General features: G+C 68.6%; 19 protein-coding genes. 16 read left to right on the forward strand and 3 right to left on the reverse strand.

Annotated features, from left to right (window positions below; translation table 11 throughout):
• Positions 1–74: 74 nt before the first annotated feature.
• From mltG to AC07PR_RS09570, 11 genes are all read left to right on the forward strand, one after another.
• A complete protein-coding gene (gene mltG / locus AC07PR_RS09520) occupies positions 75–1,070 on the forward strand; it encodes an endolytic transglycosylase MltG (protein ID WP_495135306.1) in 996 nt (331 codons plus the stop codon).
• Positions 1,071–1,131: 61 nt separating this feature from the next.
• On the forward strand, positions 1,132–1,743 hold the full coding sequence (gene tmk / locus AC07PR_RS09525; protein WP_377154019.1) for a dTMP kinase: 612 nt from the start codon (positions 1,132–1,134) through the stop codon (positions 1,741–1,743).
• A complete protein-coding gene (gene holB / locus AC07PR_RS09530; protein WP_431104211.1) occupies positions 1,737–2,801 on the forward strand; it encodes a DNA polymerase III subunit delta' in 1,065 nt (354 codons plus the stop codon). The genes tmk and holB overlap by 7 nt, the downstream gene beginning before the upstream one ends.
• A gap of 76 nt (positions 2,802–2,877) precedes the next feature.
• Positions 2,878–3,267, forward strand: a complete 390-nt coding sequence (locus AC07PR_RS09535) for a PilZ domain-containing protein (RefSeq protein ID WP_088407064.1) — start codon at positions 2,878–2,880, stop codon at positions 3,265–3,267.
• 88 nt (positions 3,268–3,355) lie between these two features.
• Entirely contained in the window at positions 3,356–4,141 is a 786-nt protein-coding gene (locus AC07PR_RS09540; RefSeq protein ID WP_377154023.1) for a TatD family hydrolase, read from the forward strand.
• Positions 4,142–4,175: 34 nt separating this feature from the next.
• Entirely contained in the window at positions 4,176–4,907 is a 732-nt protein-coding gene (locus AC07PR_RS09545) for an ankyrin repeat domain-containing protein (protein WP_495135129.1), read from the forward strand.
• A 175-nt stretch (positions 4,908–5,082) separates the two neighbouring features.
• The gene (locus AC07PR_RS09550; protein ID WP_377154027.1) at positions 5,083–5,349 is read left to right on the forward strand and encodes a hypothetical protein; all 267 of its coding nucleotides are present in this window, start codon (positions 5,083–5,085) and stop codon (positions 5,347–5,349) included.
• Between the two features lie 163 nt (positions 5,350–5,512).
• Positions 5,513–6,175 (forward strand): OmpA family protein, encoded by a 663-nt coding sequence (locus AC07PR_RS09555; protein ID WP_495135130.1) that lies wholly within the window; start codon positions 5,513–5,515, stop codon positions 6,173–6,175.
• 27 nt (positions 6,176–6,202) lie between these two features.
• Positions 6,203–6,913 (forward strand): hypothetical protein, encoded by a 711-nt coding sequence (locus AC07PR_RS09560; RefSeq protein ID WP_495135131.1) that lies wholly within the window; start codon positions 6,203–6,205, stop codon positions 6,911–6,913.
• Between the two features lie 304 nt (positions 6,914–7,217).
• Positions 7,218–7,379, forward strand: coding sequence for a DUF1328 domain-containing protein (locus AC07PR_RS09565; RefSeq protein WP_067270282.1), 162 nt, complete (start codon positions 7,218–7,220; stop codon positions 7,377–7,379).
• A 61-nt stretch (positions 7,380–7,440) separates the two neighbouring features.
• A complete protein-coding gene (locus AC07PR_RS09570; protein WP_431104203.1) occupies positions 7,441–7,989 on the forward strand; it encodes a hypothetical protein in 549 nt (182 codons plus the stop codon).
• A 181-nt stretch (positions 7,990–8,170) separates the two neighbouring features.
• Here AC07PR_RS09570 and AC07PR_RS09575 read toward each other — a convergent pair whose 3' ends face one another.
• Entirely contained in the window at positions 8,171–8,650 is a 480-nt protein-coding gene (locus tag AC07PR_RS09575; RefSeq protein ID WP_377154037.1) for a carboxymuconolactone decarboxylase family protein, read from the reverse strand.
• A gap of 148 nt (positions 8,651–8,798) precedes the next feature.
• Between AC07PR_RS09575 and AC07PR_RS09580 the strand changes: the two genes are divergently transcribed.
• Complete coding sequence (locus AC07PR_RS09580; protein ID WP_483106923.1) at positions 8,799–10,088, forward strand: MFS transporter; 1,290 nt, start codon at positions 8,799–8,801, stop codon at positions 10,086–10,088.
• Positions 10,089–10,223: 135 nt separating this feature from the next.
• Here the strand turns inward: AC07PR_RS09580 and AC07PR_RS09585 are convergent, their stop codons facing one another.
• Positions 10,224–10,445, reverse strand: a complete 222-nt coding sequence (locus AC07PR_RS09585) for a hypothetical protein (protein ID WP_377154039.1) — start codon at positions 10,443–10,445, stop codon at positions 10,224–10,226.
• Positions 10,446–10,780: 335 nt separating this feature from the next.
• On the opposite strand from AC07PR_RS09585, the gene AC07PR_RS09590 reads away from it, so the two are divergent.
• Together AC07PR_RS09590 and AC07PR_RS09595 are read left to right on the forward strand one after the other, a co-directional pair.
• The gene (locus tag AC07PR_RS09590; protein WP_377154041.1) at positions 10,781–10,903 is read left to right on the forward strand and encodes a hypothetical protein; all 123 of its coding nucleotides are present in this window, start codon (positions 10,781–10,783) and stop codon (positions 10,901–10,903) included.
• Positions 10,900–11,313, forward strand: coding sequence for a hypothetical protein (locus AC07PR_RS09595; protein WP_377154043.1), 414 nt, complete (start codon positions 10,900–10,902; stop codon positions 11,311–11,313). The genes AC07PR_RS09590 and AC07PR_RS09595 overlap by 4 nt, the downstream gene beginning before the upstream one ends.
• A gap of 89 nt (positions 11,314–11,402) precedes the next feature.
• Here the strand turns inward: AC07PR_RS09595 and AC07PR_RS09600 are convergent, their stop codons facing one another.
• On the reverse strand, positions 11,403–12,098 hold the full coding sequence (locus tag AC07PR_RS09600) for a Bax inhibitor-1/YccA family protein (protein WP_495135307.1): 696 nt from the start codon (positions 12,096–12,098) through the stop codon (positions 11,403–11,405).
• Positions 12,099–12,203: 105 nt separating this feature from the next.
• Between AC07PR_RS09600 and AC07PR_RS09605 the strand changes: the two genes are divergently transcribed.
• Both AC07PR_RS09605 and carA read left to right on the forward strand, forming a co-directional pair.
• Complete coding sequence (locus AC07PR_RS09605) at positions 12,204–12,605, forward strand: GlcG/HbpS family heme-binding protein (RefSeq protein WP_377154045.1); 402 nt, start codon at positions 12,204–12,206, stop codon at positions 12,603–12,605.
• 411 nt (positions 12,606–13,016) lie between these two features.
• Positions 13,017–14,177, forward strand: a complete 1,161-nt coding sequence (gene carA / locus AC07PR_RS09610) for a glutamine-hydrolyzing carbamoyl-phosphate synthase small subunit (RefSeq protein ID WP_431104197.1) — start codon at positions 13,017–13,019, stop codon at positions 14,175–14,177.
• The last annotated feature ends 6 nt before the right edge of the window (positions 14,178–14,183 follow it).

Below are 14,183 nucleotides of genomic sequence, written 5' to 3' on the forward strand. Positions count from 1 at the left end.
GGCGTCGGGTCTTGTCACGCGCGAAAAACAGATCTCGCGGCACCGCGAGAAAAACGAAGAAGCAGTCGGGCCGGATCGGGCGCTGGCTGCTGTCCGTCCTGGTGGCGGGCGTGGTGCTGGTCGGCGGCGGCGCGGGCGCGCTCTGGTGGTGGCTGCAGGCGCCGCTGGCGCTGGAGAAGCCGGGCATCGAACTCTCCATCGAACCGGGCACGCCGCCGCAGCAGGTCGCGCAGGCCTGGGTCGGGGCCGGCGTGCAGACCGATCCGCGCTTCCTGTACGCGTGGTTCCGGTATTCGGGCCAGGCGAGGAAGATCCGCGCCGGCAGCTACGAGATCCATGCCGGCATCACGCCGCGCGAGCTGCTCGACAAGATGGTGCGCGGTGACCAGGTGCTGGAACAGCTGCGCCTGATCGAAGGCTGGAACTTCCGCCAGCTGCGCGCCGCGATCGCGGCCGCGCCGGCCTTGAAGCAGACCACCGCGACGATGACGGACGAGCAGATCATGGCGGCGATCGGCGCGCCCGGGCAGGCGCCCGAGGGGCGCTTCTTCCCGGACACCTACGCCTACAGCCTGGGCGTCAGCGACCTGACGGTGCTCAAGCGCGCCCATGCGTTGATGCAGAAACGGCTGGAGAGCGCCTGGGCCGGCCGCGGCGACGGCCTGCCGCTCAAGAGCGCGGACGAGGCGCTGATCCTGGCCTCCATCGTCGAGAAGGAAACCGGCGCCGCCGCGGATCGCGGCCTGGTCGCGGCGGTGTTCGTCAACCGGCTCAAGGCCGGCATGCCGCTGCAGACCGATCCGACGGTGATCTACGGCCTGGGGGCGGACTTCGACGGCAACCTGCGCAAGAGCCACCTGCAGACCGACACGCCGTTCAACACCTACACCCGCGGCGGCCTGCCGCCGACGCCGATCGCGATGCCGGGCCTGGCCGCGCTGCAGGCCACGCTGCATCCGACGCCGTCCAAGGCGCTGTACTTCGTGTCGCGCGGGGACGGCACCAGCCAGTTCAGCGAGGACCTGGCCGCGCATAATCGCGCGGTCAACAAGTACCAGCGCGGCCGCTGAAGCGACCGCGCTTCGCTTTTTCCGCTTTTTTTCCCATCCGGGTTCCGAGAGAGCACCACGCGTGAGCGGTCGTTTCATCACCTTCGAAGGCATCGACGGGGCGGGCAAGTCCACCCACATCGAGTCCGTCGCGCAGCACCTGCGCCAACGCGGCGCCGAACTGGTCCAGACCCGCGAGCCCGGCGGCACGCCGCTGGCCGAGTCGTTGCGGGGCCTGTTCCTGCACCAGGACATGGACGGGCTGACCGAGGCCTTGCTGGTCTTCGCCGCGCGGCGCGACCATGTGCAGCGCGTCATCGCGCCGGCGCTGGCGCTGGGCCAGACGGTGCTGTGCGACCGCTTCACCGACGCGAGCTTCGCGTACCAGGGCGGCGGCCGCGGCATGGACGTCCAGGTGCTGGCGACGCTGGAGCAGTGGGTGCAGCAGGGGCGCCAGCCGGACCTGACCTTCTGGTTCGACGTGGACCCCGCCGTGGCGGCGCAGCGCCGGGCGCAGGCCCGCGACGCGGACCGGCTGGAGCAGCTGGATCTCGACTTCTTCGCCCGCGTGCGTGCCGGTTACCAGCGTCGCGCCGAGGCGGCGCGGGGCCGCATCGTGCGCATCGATGCGGGCGACACCATTGCGGGCGTCGCGGACCAGATCCGCGCGGAACTGGAGCGACGGGGATGGTGACCGATTCCTCCGTCACGGCCGACGGCGCCGCGGCCTTGGCCGAAGGCGGCCAGTTGCCGCTGCCCTGGCTGGCCGAGCCCCTGCATCAGGCGCTCACACAAGGCCGCAGCCATGCGCTGCTGCTGCAGGGGCCGGCCGGTGTCGGCCAGTTCGACCTGGCGCTGCTGCTGGCGCAGGCCTGGCTCTGCGAGGCGCGCACCTCGACCGACCAGCCCGGCTGCGGCCGCTGCCCGAGCTGCCACCTGCTGCGCTCGCGCTCGCATCCCGACTTCCAGGTGCTGCTGCCCGAGGCCTTGCGCGAGCCCCTGGGCTTCGGCGCGATGGACGCCGAGGGGGACGGCGCCTCCTCGGCCAAGGCCAGCAAGACCAAGCCCAGCCGCGAGATCAAGATCGAGGCCGTCCGCCAGATGCTGTCCTTCGCGCAGGTCAGCGCGGCACGGGGCAAGGCCAAGGTGGTCGTCGTCTATCCCGCGGAGGCGCTGAACACCATCGCCGCCAATGCGCTGCTGAAGACGCTGGAGGAGCCGGCGGGGCTGCTGCGTTTCGTCCTGGCGAGCGCCGCGCCGCAGCAGTTGCTGCCGACGATCCGCAGCCGCTGCCAGCCGCTGCAGATGGCGCTGCCCGGCCGCGAAGCGGCGCTGGCCTGGCTGACCGGGCAGGGCGTCGACCAGCCCGGCGTGCTGCTGGACGCCACCGGTGGCCGTCCGCAGGAGGCGCTGCAGTGGAGCGAGGAGGGCATCGCCGCCAGGACTTGGCTGGAGCTGCCGCGCCGCATCGCCAAGGGCGAGGCCGTGGCGCTGACCGACTGGCCGGTGCCGCGCGCGATCGCCGCCATGCAGCGCCTGGTGCACGACCTGATGCGCATCGCCCACGGCGCCGGGCCGGCCTACTTCCCGCGCGATGCGCTGCCCAAGCTGCCGGCAGTGCGCGCCGCGCTGGACCAGTGGGCCCGGACGCTGCAGCAGGCGGCGCGGCACGCGGACCACCCGCTCAACGCCGGGCTGCTGATGGAGTCGCTGGTGGCCCAGGGGCAACAGGCGATGCGGCCGGCACGCTGATCAAGGCGGTAACCAAGTCTGACCCCGGGGCGCCGCGAGTAGACTTGGCGCCATGAGCGAACTCAGCCTGAAACCCATGAGCACCACGCCGCCCGCGTCCGCCCCCGTCCCGGCTCCCGCCGGCGGTGCCCGACCCAGCGTGATCCAGCTGGTGTTCAAGGAGAAGGGCGCCCTCTACGCGGCCTACATCCCGATCTTCTCGGAAGGCGGCGTCTTCGTGCCGACCACGCGCGACTACAAGCTGGGCGAGGACATCTACCTGCTGATGACACTGCCCGAGGATCCCAACCGCTATCCGGTCGCCGGCAAGGTCGCCTGGCTGACGCCGGCCAACGCGTCGGGCGGCCGCACGCAGGGCGTCGGCGTGCGCTTCCCCGGCGACGAGAAGACCCGCGTGATCAAGCTCAAGATCGAGGAACTGCTGGGCACGGCGATCTCCTCGGCCAAGCCGACGCAGACGATCTGATCCCCGCAGACCGGCGGCACCGTGGCCGTCCCGCCGCGGCGTCGGCGCCGCTTCAGCGCCCGGCCACGAGCCCGGCGGAGTTGTTCCCATGTACATCGATTCCCATTGCCATCTGAGCTTTCCCGAGCTCAAGTCCCAACTCCCCGACCTGCTCGCCGCGATGGACGCGGCCCAGGTGACGCAGGCCGTCTGCATCTGCACGACGATGGAGGAGTTCCCCGAGGTCCGTGCCATCGCGGACGCGCACCGGCAGCTGTTCGCGACCGTCGGCGTCCATCCGGACAGCGACGAGGTCCATGAGCCCAGCGTCGACGAACTGGTCGACGGCGCCGCGCATCCGAAGGTCGTCGCCATCGGCGAAACCGGACTGGACTACTACCGCCTCAACGGCCGGACCGTCGAGGAGATGGAGTGGCAGCGCGAGCGCTTCCGCCACCATATCCGCGCCGCGAAGCGCACCGGCAAGCCGTTGGTGATCCACACCCGCTCGGCCGCCGAGGACACGCTGCGACTGATGCGCGAGGAGGACGCCGGCCAGCCCGGCGGCGTCGTGCACTGCTTCACCGAGACCATGGACGTGGCGAAGGCGGCGCTGGACCTGGGCTTCCACATCTCGTTCTCCGGGATCGTGACCTTCAAGAACGCGGCGGACCTGCGGGAGGTCGCGAAGATCGTCCCCGCCGACCGGATCCTGATCGAGACCGACAGCCCCTATCTGGCGCCCGTGCCGTACCGCGGCAAGCTGAACCAGCCGGCCTATGTGCCGCACGTGGCCAAGCTGATCGCCGAGGTCCGCGGCGTGCCGGTGGAGACCTTGGCGGCGCAGTGCACGGCGAACACGCGGCGGCTGTTCCAGCTGCCGGAGGCCGCCTGAGATGGCGGCCGGTTCGCTCCGGAAGACGTCGAACATGGGCGTGTCGTCCGCCGTGGGCGCTGCCCTGGTAGGCCTGATGCTGGCCGCGGCGCCGGGGGCGACGGTCCTGGCGCAGGGGCGCTTCGGATCGCCGTCGCAGGCGTCGTCGTCATCGTCGGACAGCTCGACGTCCCCCGAATTGCATGTCGCCGCCCGCAACGACCACGCCAGCACGGTGATGAAGCTGCTGCTGGAAGGGGTCGATCCCAACGTCCGCGACAAGCAGGGCAACACGGCCCTGCACGTGGCGATCCGCGAGGAGTCCGGCAAGGCCTTCGAAGCCCTGCTGAAGAGCCCCGGCACCGACGTCAGCGCGATCAACCAGGCTGGCGAGACGCCGCTGATGCTGGCGGCGCTCAAGGGCCAGCTGGCGTGGGCCAAGGAACTCGTGAAACGCGGCGCGCTGGTCAACGAGCCCGGCTGGTCGGCGCTGCATTACGCGGCTGCCGGACCGAACGAGCATCTCGTGCGCTGGCTGGTGGAGCAGGGCGCCGACATCGACGCCCGGTCGGACAACGGGACGACCCCGCTGATGATGGCGGCCGGTTACGGCGGCCTCAGCGGCGCCGAGGTGCTGATCGCCGCCGGCGCCGACGTCACGCTGAGCAACGACCACAAGATGACGGCCGCCGACTTCGCCCGCCGCGCCGGCCAGGACGAGATGGCCGACAGGCTCGACAAGCTGGCCCGGGCGCGGCATCCGTCACGCCCGCGCACGTCGCCGTGAGGCGGCTGCTGGCATACCCCTAGGAATCCGTCTGACACGCGGTTTGGCCCGCCGCCCACTGTTGGCGGCGCGGGTCGGTCCCTACAGTTCATTCCATGCCGACACGGTGTCGGCGCCGCCCTCAGGCCCTCGCAAGCTGGCCCTCGGAATCAACTGAATCCCCCTGGAGACCGACATGCAGACCACGACCCAAGACTTCGCCGCCAACCCGTTCGCGATGCTGCTGGATCCCGAGCGCGTCGCCCACGAAGTGGCCGCCTCCGAGCGTCTGTCCCGTCTGCGCAGCCGCGTCTACCGCCCGCTGGACAAGCCGCTGATCGCGCATCGCGGCGCCGCCGACCAGGCCGCCTTCGACGAGGAAGTCGACGCCGCCGAGCTCTCCGAAGCGGACCTGCTGCCGCTGGACGATGAGCCGTCCGACGGCATCGCGCTGAGCGCCTGATCCCTGCCGGGGCAAGGAATCGTCTGCCGACGCGTTGTCAGCCCTGTCTGACTTCCGCTTCCGACAGCCGACTACACCCGACGCCCCGCGATCTCCCTAGCATGACACTCAGCAAGGTCCATTTATCGTGTGACCCAGCCCCACAGCCCTCCTGGAGACTGTCATGCGCCGCCCCCGAGTCCTCGCCATCCACGTCGCCAACGCTTCGCGCGTTTCCGTCGAGAGCCGCTGGCGGCTGACGGCGGTGGCCGGCTTGCCGGTCCTGGCGGTCGGCATGCTGCTGGGCCTGGGCGGCTGCGCCTCGATGGACGGCCGCACGGACGGCAACATCCCCGGCGCCACGACCGGCGCCACCCCGGGTACGGCGCCCGCCGTCCTTGGCGGCAACCTCTGGTCGTCCCGGATGGAAGAGCGTCGCCAGGCGCTGGCCCAGGCAGGCGCCGGTGCGGGCATCAGTGTTGCCCGTACGCCGGACAACCAGCTCAAGCTGAGCGTGCCCGCCGATGTCTCCTTCGACATCGGCCGTTCCGAACTCAAGCCGGCGCTGCGCCCGGTGCTCGACGAGGTCAGCCGCAACCTGGACGACAGCGTCCGCGTGACCATCGTCGGCCACACCGACAGCTCGGCGGGTGATGCGGTCAACGGGCCGCTGTCGCTGGACCGCGCCGAGGCCGTGCGTGAGTACCTGGTCCATCACGGCGTCCGGCGCGGCCGGTTGCTGGTGGAGGGCCGTGGCGGACGACAGCCGGTGGCCAGCAACGCCACTGAGGCCGGGCGGGCCGCCAATCGTCGGATCGAGATTTTCCTGTCGCAACCCGCGTCCTAAGTTGTCTGCAAGAACGGGAGTTGAGTCATGAACGCCTTCTGCCCCCGAAATGTCCTTCGCGCGGCGCTGATGCCGGTGACCCTGTCGCTGGCCTCCGTCGTCCAGGCGGCACCCGCCGTCACCGCGACGCCGAGTTCGCTCGATGATCATGTCGAGCTGTCGGGTCGCAGCCTGTCGGAACGGACGCGCCAGCAAGCCTTGCGCGACACCTCGTCCGGCTCCCGCTACACGGTGACGCAGACTGCCGCCGAGCCGTTGGCGACCGCCAACCAGTCCCCGGGCGCCGCCGGCTGGTATGGCCGTGCGCCGCAGGCGACGCAGACGATGTTGTGGGCCAGGCCCTTGTCCGGCAGCGGGCTCCGGCTGGGCGTCGGTGTGGAGCAGCGAGGCGCCGCGTTCGGCGGCGGGTTGTATGCGACGCCCTACCAGAACCTGCGCCCCGGCGCGGCCGGCGACGCCGGCGTGCTCGTCGGACTGGCGATGCCGACCGGGCCACGATCCCACGCCTTCGTGCAGACGCCACTGATCGACGCACAGCGCGCCCAGATCGATGATCTGAACGTGCCGGGACTCAACAACCGCGATCAGCGTCAGGTGCGCGTCGGCCTGGCGTTCAACAGCCGCAAGCCGTATGCGGACCTTCGCAAGGGCTTCAAGATGGAACTGAGCGGGCAGTCGTCGCTGACCTTCCGTCCGCGGGGCGGGCGCGTCGGCGTGACCTTCCAGAAGATCTGGTGAGACGGCCGCCTTCGCGCGCCTCGTCCACCCTCCACGAAAGCCGGCGCGAGCCGGCTTTTTCGTTGCTGCCTCGCTGCTGCTTCATTGAGGCCTCGTCGGCGTCACGTTGATGCCGCGTGGTGCCAGTCGTCGACATCCGGTCTTCAGTCCCGCTGCGTGGGACCTTGGCGGGTCGGTAGGTCCTCTCCTACAGCGCATCGGTTGCGGCTCCGACGCAGGGTCGCGGTGCGGGACTGCCTCTGGCGGACGGGCCAGTCCCTAAAGTTCATTCCATCGCGGCACGGTGCCGCGCAGGAGAACCGAGATGCTGCACTACGCCGTCGTCTTTTTCGTCATTGCCTTGATCGCCGCGCTGTTCGGCTTCGGCGGCATCGCCGCCGGCGCCGCGAGCATTGCGAAGATCCTTTTCTTCGTCTTCGTGATCATGGCCGTCGTGACCTTCGTGATGAGCCTGCTTCGAAAGTGACGGTGCCGGATCCGACCGCCGCCGATTCACTGCCTCTCCCAACAACAAGCAAAGGATGACCATGAACAAGCACGCAACCACCGCACTGATCGCCGCCGCCCTGAGCCTGTGCGCCGGCATGGCGCAAGCCGCCAACTTCTCGAAGTCGGTCTACGACGGCGCCAAGGACGACATCAAGAAGACCTACAAGGTCGACAAGGACGGCTGTGATCAGCTGTCGGGCAACGCCAAGGACATCTGCGTGAAGGAGGCCAAGGGCCGCGAGGACGTGGCGCTGGCCCAGCTCGAGTACAACTACAGCGGCAACGCCAAGGACGAGGCCAAGCTGATCGAGGCGCGTTATGAGGCCCGCTACGACGTGGCCAAGGAGCGCTGCGACGACCGCTCGGGCGAGGCCAAGGACGTGTGCCAGCGCGAAGCCAAGACCTCGTACGAGAAGGCCAAGGCCGAACTCAAGATGAACAAGAAGGTGGCTGCGGCCGTCGATGACGCGGAGGAAACCCGCGTGAAGGCGGACTACAAGCTGGCCGCCGAGAAGTGCAACACGCTGTCCGGCGATGCCAAGGACGTGTGCGTGAATTCGGCCAAGGCGCGTTACGCCCAGCGTTGATCGGCGGAGCAATTCCACCCCGGCGGGGGGCGCCGTCGACCCGAGGTCGTTCGCGCCTGACGTTGCACCGGCGGATCCGGGCCTAGAACTCGAACATTGCCCGGATCCCCCTGTCGACACCACTGCAACGGCGCCCCGAAGGGCGCCATTTTTCTTGGGGTCAGCCCGGGGCGGGGCAAGGTCAGGCGAGCCCGGCCTTGTCCAGTCCGAAGGCCTTGTCCTGCGAGCCGGGAATGCTCTGGAACGCGACGTTGAGGCGGTTCCAGGCGTTGATCGAGGACACCAGCCAGGTGAGGTCGGACAGCTCCTTCTCGTTGAACTGCTCGCGGACTTCGGCATAGACCGCGTCGGACACGCCGGACTCGGGGATGCGCGTGAGCGTCTCGGTCCAGAGCAGCGCGGCGCGTTCGCGGCTGGAGAACAGCGGCGACTCGCGCCAGATCGCGACGTGGTGCAGGCGCAGCGGGCGCTCCCCGCCGATGACCGCCTGCTTGACGTGCATGTCCAGGCAGAAGGCGCAGCCGTTGAGCTGCGAGGCGCGGATCTCGACCAGATATTGCAGGGCGTGCTCGAGTCCGCCCTCCTTCAGGGCCATGGACAGCTCCACCAGCTTCTTGAAGGCGGCGGGCGACTGCTGCATGTAGTTCAGACGTTGGCTCATGGAAGGCTCCGTGTTGAGGAAGTGAAGGGTAGGTATCCACAAGACGGCGCAGCCGTCGCACTTGTGACATCGCTTTGCGCCCAAGCGCCGGTGTCGCCTCGCTAAACTGGCCGGCGCCCGCCCAAGAAGGCCTTGAACACCTCGTGCCGTGACCGCTCCAGCCTCCCCGTCTTCCCCCTCCTCCGGCGCCGCGCCGGTCCCCAAGACCAGCGTCTTCCGTCATCCCGGCTTCACGGCGTTCCTGATCTGCCGCCTGGCGGCGGTATTCGCCGGGCAGATCCAGGCGGTGGTCGTCGCCTGGCAGGTGTACGACCTGACCCGCGAGCCGTTGGCGCTGGCCTATGTCGGCCTGGCGCAGTTCATCCCGATGCTGCTGCTCCTGCTGCCGGCCGGTGACCTGATCGACCGTTTCAGCCGCAAGCCGATCCTGGCGATCAGCTGGGCCGTGAGCGCGAGTTGCAGCCTGGCGCTGTGGTGGCTGTCCGGCCACGGCCACGCGGGCGTGACCGGGATCTATGCCGTGCTGGTGCTGTTCGGCTGCGCGCGGGCCTTCTCCGGTCCCGCGTTGCAGAGCCTGTTGCCGCAGATCGTCCCGCGCGAACAGCTGGCGCAGGCGATCGCCGCCAACAGCATGCTGCTGCGCGTGGCCAGCATCGGCGGTCCGTTCCTGGGCGGGATCCTGTACGGATTCGGTGGCTCCGGGCTGACCTATCTCGTCTGTCTGGCCTGTTTCGCGCTGGGCACCGCGCTGCTGGTCGGTGCCGTGCCGGTGCGCTTTGCCGCGCCGCCTTCGCCCGCGGGCGGCAACATCTGGCAGCGCTTCGGCGCCGGGATCCACTTCATCCGCTCGCGGCCCATCATCCTCGGCACGATCTCGCTGGACCTGTTCGCGGTGTTGCTGGGCGGCGTCGTCGCGCTGCTGCCGATCTACGCCCACGAAGTCCTGCATGCCGGCCCGGAAGGACTGGGCGCGCTGCGCAGCGCCATGGCCGTGGGCGAAGTCACCGCCGGTCTTTATCTCAGCCTGCGGCCGTTCAACCGGCATGTCGGGAAAGTGATGTTCGCGGCGGTGGCGGTGTTCGGCCTGGCCAACCTGGTGTTCTCGTTGTCGACCACCTTCTGGCTGTCCTTCGGGGCGCTGGCGATTGCCGGCGCGGCGGACATGGTCAGCGTCTACATCCGCGGCGCGCTGGTGCAGTTCTCCACCCCCGACGAAATGCGGGGCCGCGTCAACGCGGTGAACATGCTCTTCATCGGCTCGTCGAACGAGTTGGGGGAGTTCCGCGCCGGGAGCGCCGCGGCCGCGCTGGGCGCGGTGCCCGCGGCGGTGACGGGGGCCGTCTGCACGCTGGGCGTCGTGGCGGCCTGGGCGGCGCTGTTCAAGCCGCTGCGCACGGTCGACCGCTTCGAGGAAGCGACCCCGGCCGTCACGCGCTGACTGTCATCACGCCTACAAAGAAAAGCCGCGCCGACCCGGAGGGTGCGACGCGGCAACAGGGAGGATGCAGTGGAGGGGGTGGCAAACGCCAGGCCCGCCTTGAACGCAGGCCTGGGGCCGGATGCCGTCAGGTTGTCAGTGGCTGTTGCGACCGCGCACGGCCGGCGGAAGGTAATCCTTGCCAACCATGGCGCGGGCGAACAGGTAGTTGTTGCGAGCGCGGGCGGGCAGGCTGTCCAGATCGACGTGACCTTGCGGATCGCACGGGAAAGACATCCCGCGGCCAGCGTCGAAGATGGATTCAAACCGGATCTCGAATTGCGACGCAGCGGCGTCGGCGGCGATCTGGAGGTTCATTTGGGTTCTCCTGCTGAGTGCCTTTGCTTTCACTATCGGCGCTGGGGCGTTCGCTTCCCATAAGCGCAGCACGGTGCGTGGTGTCGGTGCGCGGAGGTGGTCCGTGTCCGACGTCGTCCTACAGCATGTGGGCACAACGGAAGTGCGTCGGATGACGTTGACGGTGCGGTCGAAGTTCGCCCGGAACTTCACACAGTTTTGCAGTCCTGCACGGCACTGCGATGGCTGTGGGACAGCGCCTACAGCGCGTCGCGGTGGCCGCCGCTTCGCTGGCGCTCCGGTGACGACGACGATGCCTTCATCGCAACCTGATCCCGCTCCGGTTCGAGGTCACCATGGACGACAACATGCTCATGCTGATGACATTGGCCACGTGTACGGCTACCGCGTTGGCGGTGCGTATGTGGCAATGGCTCGACGAACTGCCGCGGGACGACTTCCAGGAGGACCTGCCATGAGCGCCCGACCACCCCTGCCGCCCGAGCATCCCGCCGACGCTTCCACGGTCGATCCTTCCGTCGAACGTCTGGCCAGTGAAGACCAGCCGCTGAGTCAGTCCGCCTTCATCTGCGGCGAAGTGACCTACCGGACCGGTGACGGTCCGATGATGGCCATCCGTCCCGGCGCCGTGCAGGTCGAAATCAACGAGCACGACGTGACGCTGGGCTGGGAGGAGGGCGACTCGCGCCTGAGTGCCCTCATGCCCCGCAGCGAGTACGCGCGCTTCATCGGCACCGGCGCGATCAAGCCGGTCGTGACGCACCGACCGGACGACGTCGCTGCGGGGGCCGGCGACGCAAGCGATGCGCCGAACGCATCGAACTCGCAGCCGGAACTGGACAAGGCGCAGGGCAAGCCCGGGCACTGAGTCGGGACGGCGTCACGCACGAGCGGGCGGCGCTGCGCAATGAAAAACGCCTCGGAGATTCCGAGGCGTTTTTGCGTGCGGCGAGACGATCAGTCGCGATCGCCGCCGACGACGCCCAGCAACTGCAGCAGCGCGGTGAACACGTTGTACAGGTCCAGGTAGATGTTGAGCGTCGCGCTGATGTAGTTGGTCTCGCCGCCGTCGATGACGCGCTTGACGTCGACCAGCATGAAGGCCGAGAAGATGCCCAGCACGGCGACCAGCAGCGCCAGGTGCACGCCGGTGGATTGCAGGAAGACGTTGGCGATGCCGGCGATCATCGCGATCACGGCGCCGACGAACAGGAACTTCTGCAGGCCCGAGAGGTCGCGCTTGACCACGGTCGCCAGCGACGCCATCGCGAAGAAGATCCCCGCGGTGCCGCCGAAGGCCGTCATGATCAGCGTGCCGCCGTTCTTGAAGCCCAGGATCGCGGCCAGCAGGCGCGACAGCATCAGGCCCATGAAGAACGTGAAGGCCAGCAGCGAGGCGACGCCGGCGGCGGAGTTCTTGGTCTTCTCGACCAGGAACATCAGGCCGAACGCGCCGACGAAGAACAGGATCATGCTCGCGCCGTTGCCCATGGCGGCGAGCAATCCGGTGCTCACGCCGATCCAGGCGCCGAGCACGGTCGGGATCAGCGAGAGCGCCAGCAGCGCGTAGGTGTTGCGCAGGACGCGCTGGCGGTCGGCGGACAGCGACGAGCCGAAGCCGCCGGGGTTGAGGTCGATGATGCGGTCGTTCATGTGCGTGCGCCCCATGAAGTGAGAGTTGCTGTCGATTGTAGGCATGGGTCTTAAGGCTTCGTTAAAGTGATCGTCTTTCCTTCAATGACCCCGACGAGGCCGCAGATGAAACAGAAGCCCTTCCTGACCCTGGACGACGTCAAGCGCATCGCCGCCGCCGCGGAAGCTGAAGCCGTCAAGAACAACTGGCCCGTGACCATCGCGATCGTCGACGACGGTGGTCATCTGCTGTGGCTGCAACGCCTGGACAACGCTGCCGCCACGTCGGCCGTGATCGCCCCCGCAAAGGCCAAGACGGCCGCGCTCGGACGCCGCGAATCCAAGGTCTATGAGGACATCGTCAACAACGGTCGCAACGCCTTCCTCAGCGTGCCGCTGGAAGGGATGCTCGAGGGCGGCGTGCCGGTGATCGTCGACGGCTTCTGCGTCGGCGCGGTCGGCGTCAGCGGCGTGAAGTCCAACGAGGACGCGCAGGTCGCCAAGGCCGGCATCGCCGCCCTGGGTTGAGTCACAAAGTGCTCAGCCCCCATCCGGGGTAGTCCTCGGTCCCAGACCGTGGAAGTGCTGGATGGTTCAGGGGCGGGAGGCCTTGGGGTTTTGGCGCTTGCCGCCAAGGCCCCATGGCCTCGCGGCCAATCGCTCAAAGGTGGCAGTCGAGGACTCTCAAACCATGACCACGCGATGACCCGTTTGCGCAAATCTTCTCCGTGAATACCCCGACGGGTTATACTCGTCAGGTTTACCCGCAACCTACCGCGTCCCGCACACTTCACCCCCGATCGCATCGGATCCCACACGGATCGACTCCCTCACAGGAGACCCGGTCGCACCCGCGCGCCAGCCGTCCATGGCGCGTGCCGGCGGCGATGCCAGGGCCCTGAAGCAGAGCCGGGCGCGCGCACAACAACGGAGTTTCCCGTGCTGCCCGATCTGCTTTCCGCTCCCCCCGCGATTCTTGCCCTGGCAGACGGCACGGTCTTCAAGGGTTCCGCGCTCGGTGCCGCCGGCCGGACCGTTGGTGAGGTGGTGTTCAACACCGCGCTCACCGGCTACCAAGAAATCCTCACCGACCCCAGCTATTGCCGCCAGATCGTCACGCTGACGTATCCGCACATCGGCAACTATGGCGTCAATGACGAGGACGTCGAGGCGTCGAAGATCTTTGCCGCTGGCCTGATCATCAAGGAGGCGCCGGTCCTCGACTCGAACTTCCGCAAGGGCCGCACGCTGCGCCAGTACCTGAAGGACGAGGGCACCGTCGCCATCGCCGACCTGGACACGCGCCGCCTGACGCGCGTGCTGCGCGAGAAGGGCGCCCAGAACGGTTGCATCCTGGCGCTGGGCGCCGGCGAGCAGATCACGCAGGCGCACATCGACGAAGCCGTCTCGCTGGCCAAGGGCGCGCCGAGCATGGCGGGCCTGGACCTGGCGAAGGTCGTCAGCCGCACTGAACGCGAAACCTGGACCGAGACCGAGTGGACGCTCGGCAAGGGCTACGGCGAGCAGACCGCCCCGAAGTTCCACGTCGTCGCCTACGATTTCGGCGTCAAGAGCAACATCCTGCGCATGCTGGCCTCGCGCGGCTGCCGCATCACCGTGGTGCCGGCGCAGACGCCGGCCTCGGAGGTCTTCGACCTCGAGCCGGACGGCGTGTTCCTGTCCAACGGCCCCGGCGATCCGGAGCCTTGCGACTACGCGATCAAGGCCACCGCGCAGCTGATCGAGGCCGGCATCCCGACCTTCGGCATCTGCCTGGGCCACCAGATCATGGCGCTGGCCTCGGGCGCGAAGACCTTCAAGATGAAGTTCGGCCACCACGGCGCGAACCATCCGGTGAAGGACCTCGACAACGGCCGCGTCAGCATCACCAGCCAGAACCACGGCTTCGCGGTCGATCCCGACACGCTGCCGTCCAACCTGCGCGCGACGCACGTCAGCCTGTTCGACGGCACGCTGCAGGGCCTGGCCCGCACCGACAAGCCCGCGTTCTGCTTCCAGGGTCATCCGGAAGCGAGCCCCGGCCCGCACGACATTTCGTATCTGTTCGACCGCTTCATCGGTCTGATGTCCAAGGCCTGATGAAGA

The organism is Roseateles sp. GW821-FHT09H11, assembly GCF_059415845.1.

Excerpts from the sequence above, each read along its gene's own strand:
- AC07PR_RS09570 (WP_431104203.1), top strand. The coding sequence starts at position 7,441 with ATGAACAAGCACGCAACCACCGCACTGATCGCCGCCGCCCTGAGCCTG.
- AC07PR_RS09585 (WP_377154039.1), bottom strand. The coding sequence starts at position 10,445 with ATGAACCTCCAGATCGCCGCCGACGCCGCTGCGTCGCAATTCGAGATC.
- AC07PR_RS09590 (WP_377154041.1), top strand. The coding sequence starts at position 10,781 with ATGGACGACAACATGCTCATGCTGATGACATTGGCCACGTGTACGGCT.
- AC07PR_RS09595 (WP_377154043.1), top strand. The coding sequence starts at position 10,900 with ATGAGCGCCCGACCACCCCTGCCGCCCGAGCATCCCGCCGACGCTTCC.
- AC07PR_RS09545 (WP_495135129.1), top strand. The coding sequence starts at position 4,176 with ATGGGCGTGTCGTCCGCCGTGGGCGCTGCCCTGGTAGGCCTGATGCTG.
- AC07PR_RS09555 (WP_495135130.1), top strand. The coding sequence starts at position 5,513 with ATGCGCCGCCCCCGAGTCCTCGCCATCCACGTCGCCAACGCTTCGCGC.
- AC07PR_RS09565 (WP_067270282.1), top strand. The coding sequence starts at position 7,218 with ATGCTGCACTACGCCGTCGTCTTTTTCGTCATTGCCTTGATCGCCGCG.
- AC07PR_RS09605 (WP_377154045.1), top strand. The coding sequence starts at position 12,204 with ATGAAACAGAAGCCCTTCCTGACCCTGGACGACGTCAAGCGCATCGCC.
- AC07PR_RS09535 (WP_088407064.1), top strand. The coding sequence starts at position 2,878 with ATGAGCACCACGCCGCCCGCGTCCGCCCCCGTCCCGGCTCCCGCCGGC.
- AC07PR_RS09550 (WP_377154027.1), top strand. The coding sequence starts at position 5,083 with ATGCAGACCACGACCCAAGACTTCGCCGCCAACCCGTTCGCGATGCTG.
- holB (WP_431104211.1), top strand. The coding sequence starts at position 1,737 with ATGGTGACCGATTCCTCCGTCACGGCCGACGGCGCCGCGGCCTTGGCC.
- AC07PR_RS09560 (WP_495135131.1), top strand. The coding sequence starts at position 6,203 with ATGAACGCCTTCTGCCCCCGAAATGTCCTTCGCGCGGCGCTGATGCCG.
- AC07PR_RS09575 (WP_377154037.1), bottom strand. The coding sequence starts at position 8,650 with ATGAGCCAACGTCTGAACTACATGCAGCAGTCGCCCGCCGCCTTCAAG.
- AC07PR_RS09540 (WP_377154023.1), top strand. The coding sequence starts at position 3,356 with ATGTACATCGATTCCCATTGCCATCTGAGCTTTCCCGAGCTCAAGTCC.
- AC07PR_RS09600 (WP_495135307.1), bottom strand. The coding sequence starts at position 12,098 with ATGAACGACCGCATCATCGACCTCAACCCCGGCGGCTTCGGCTCGTCG.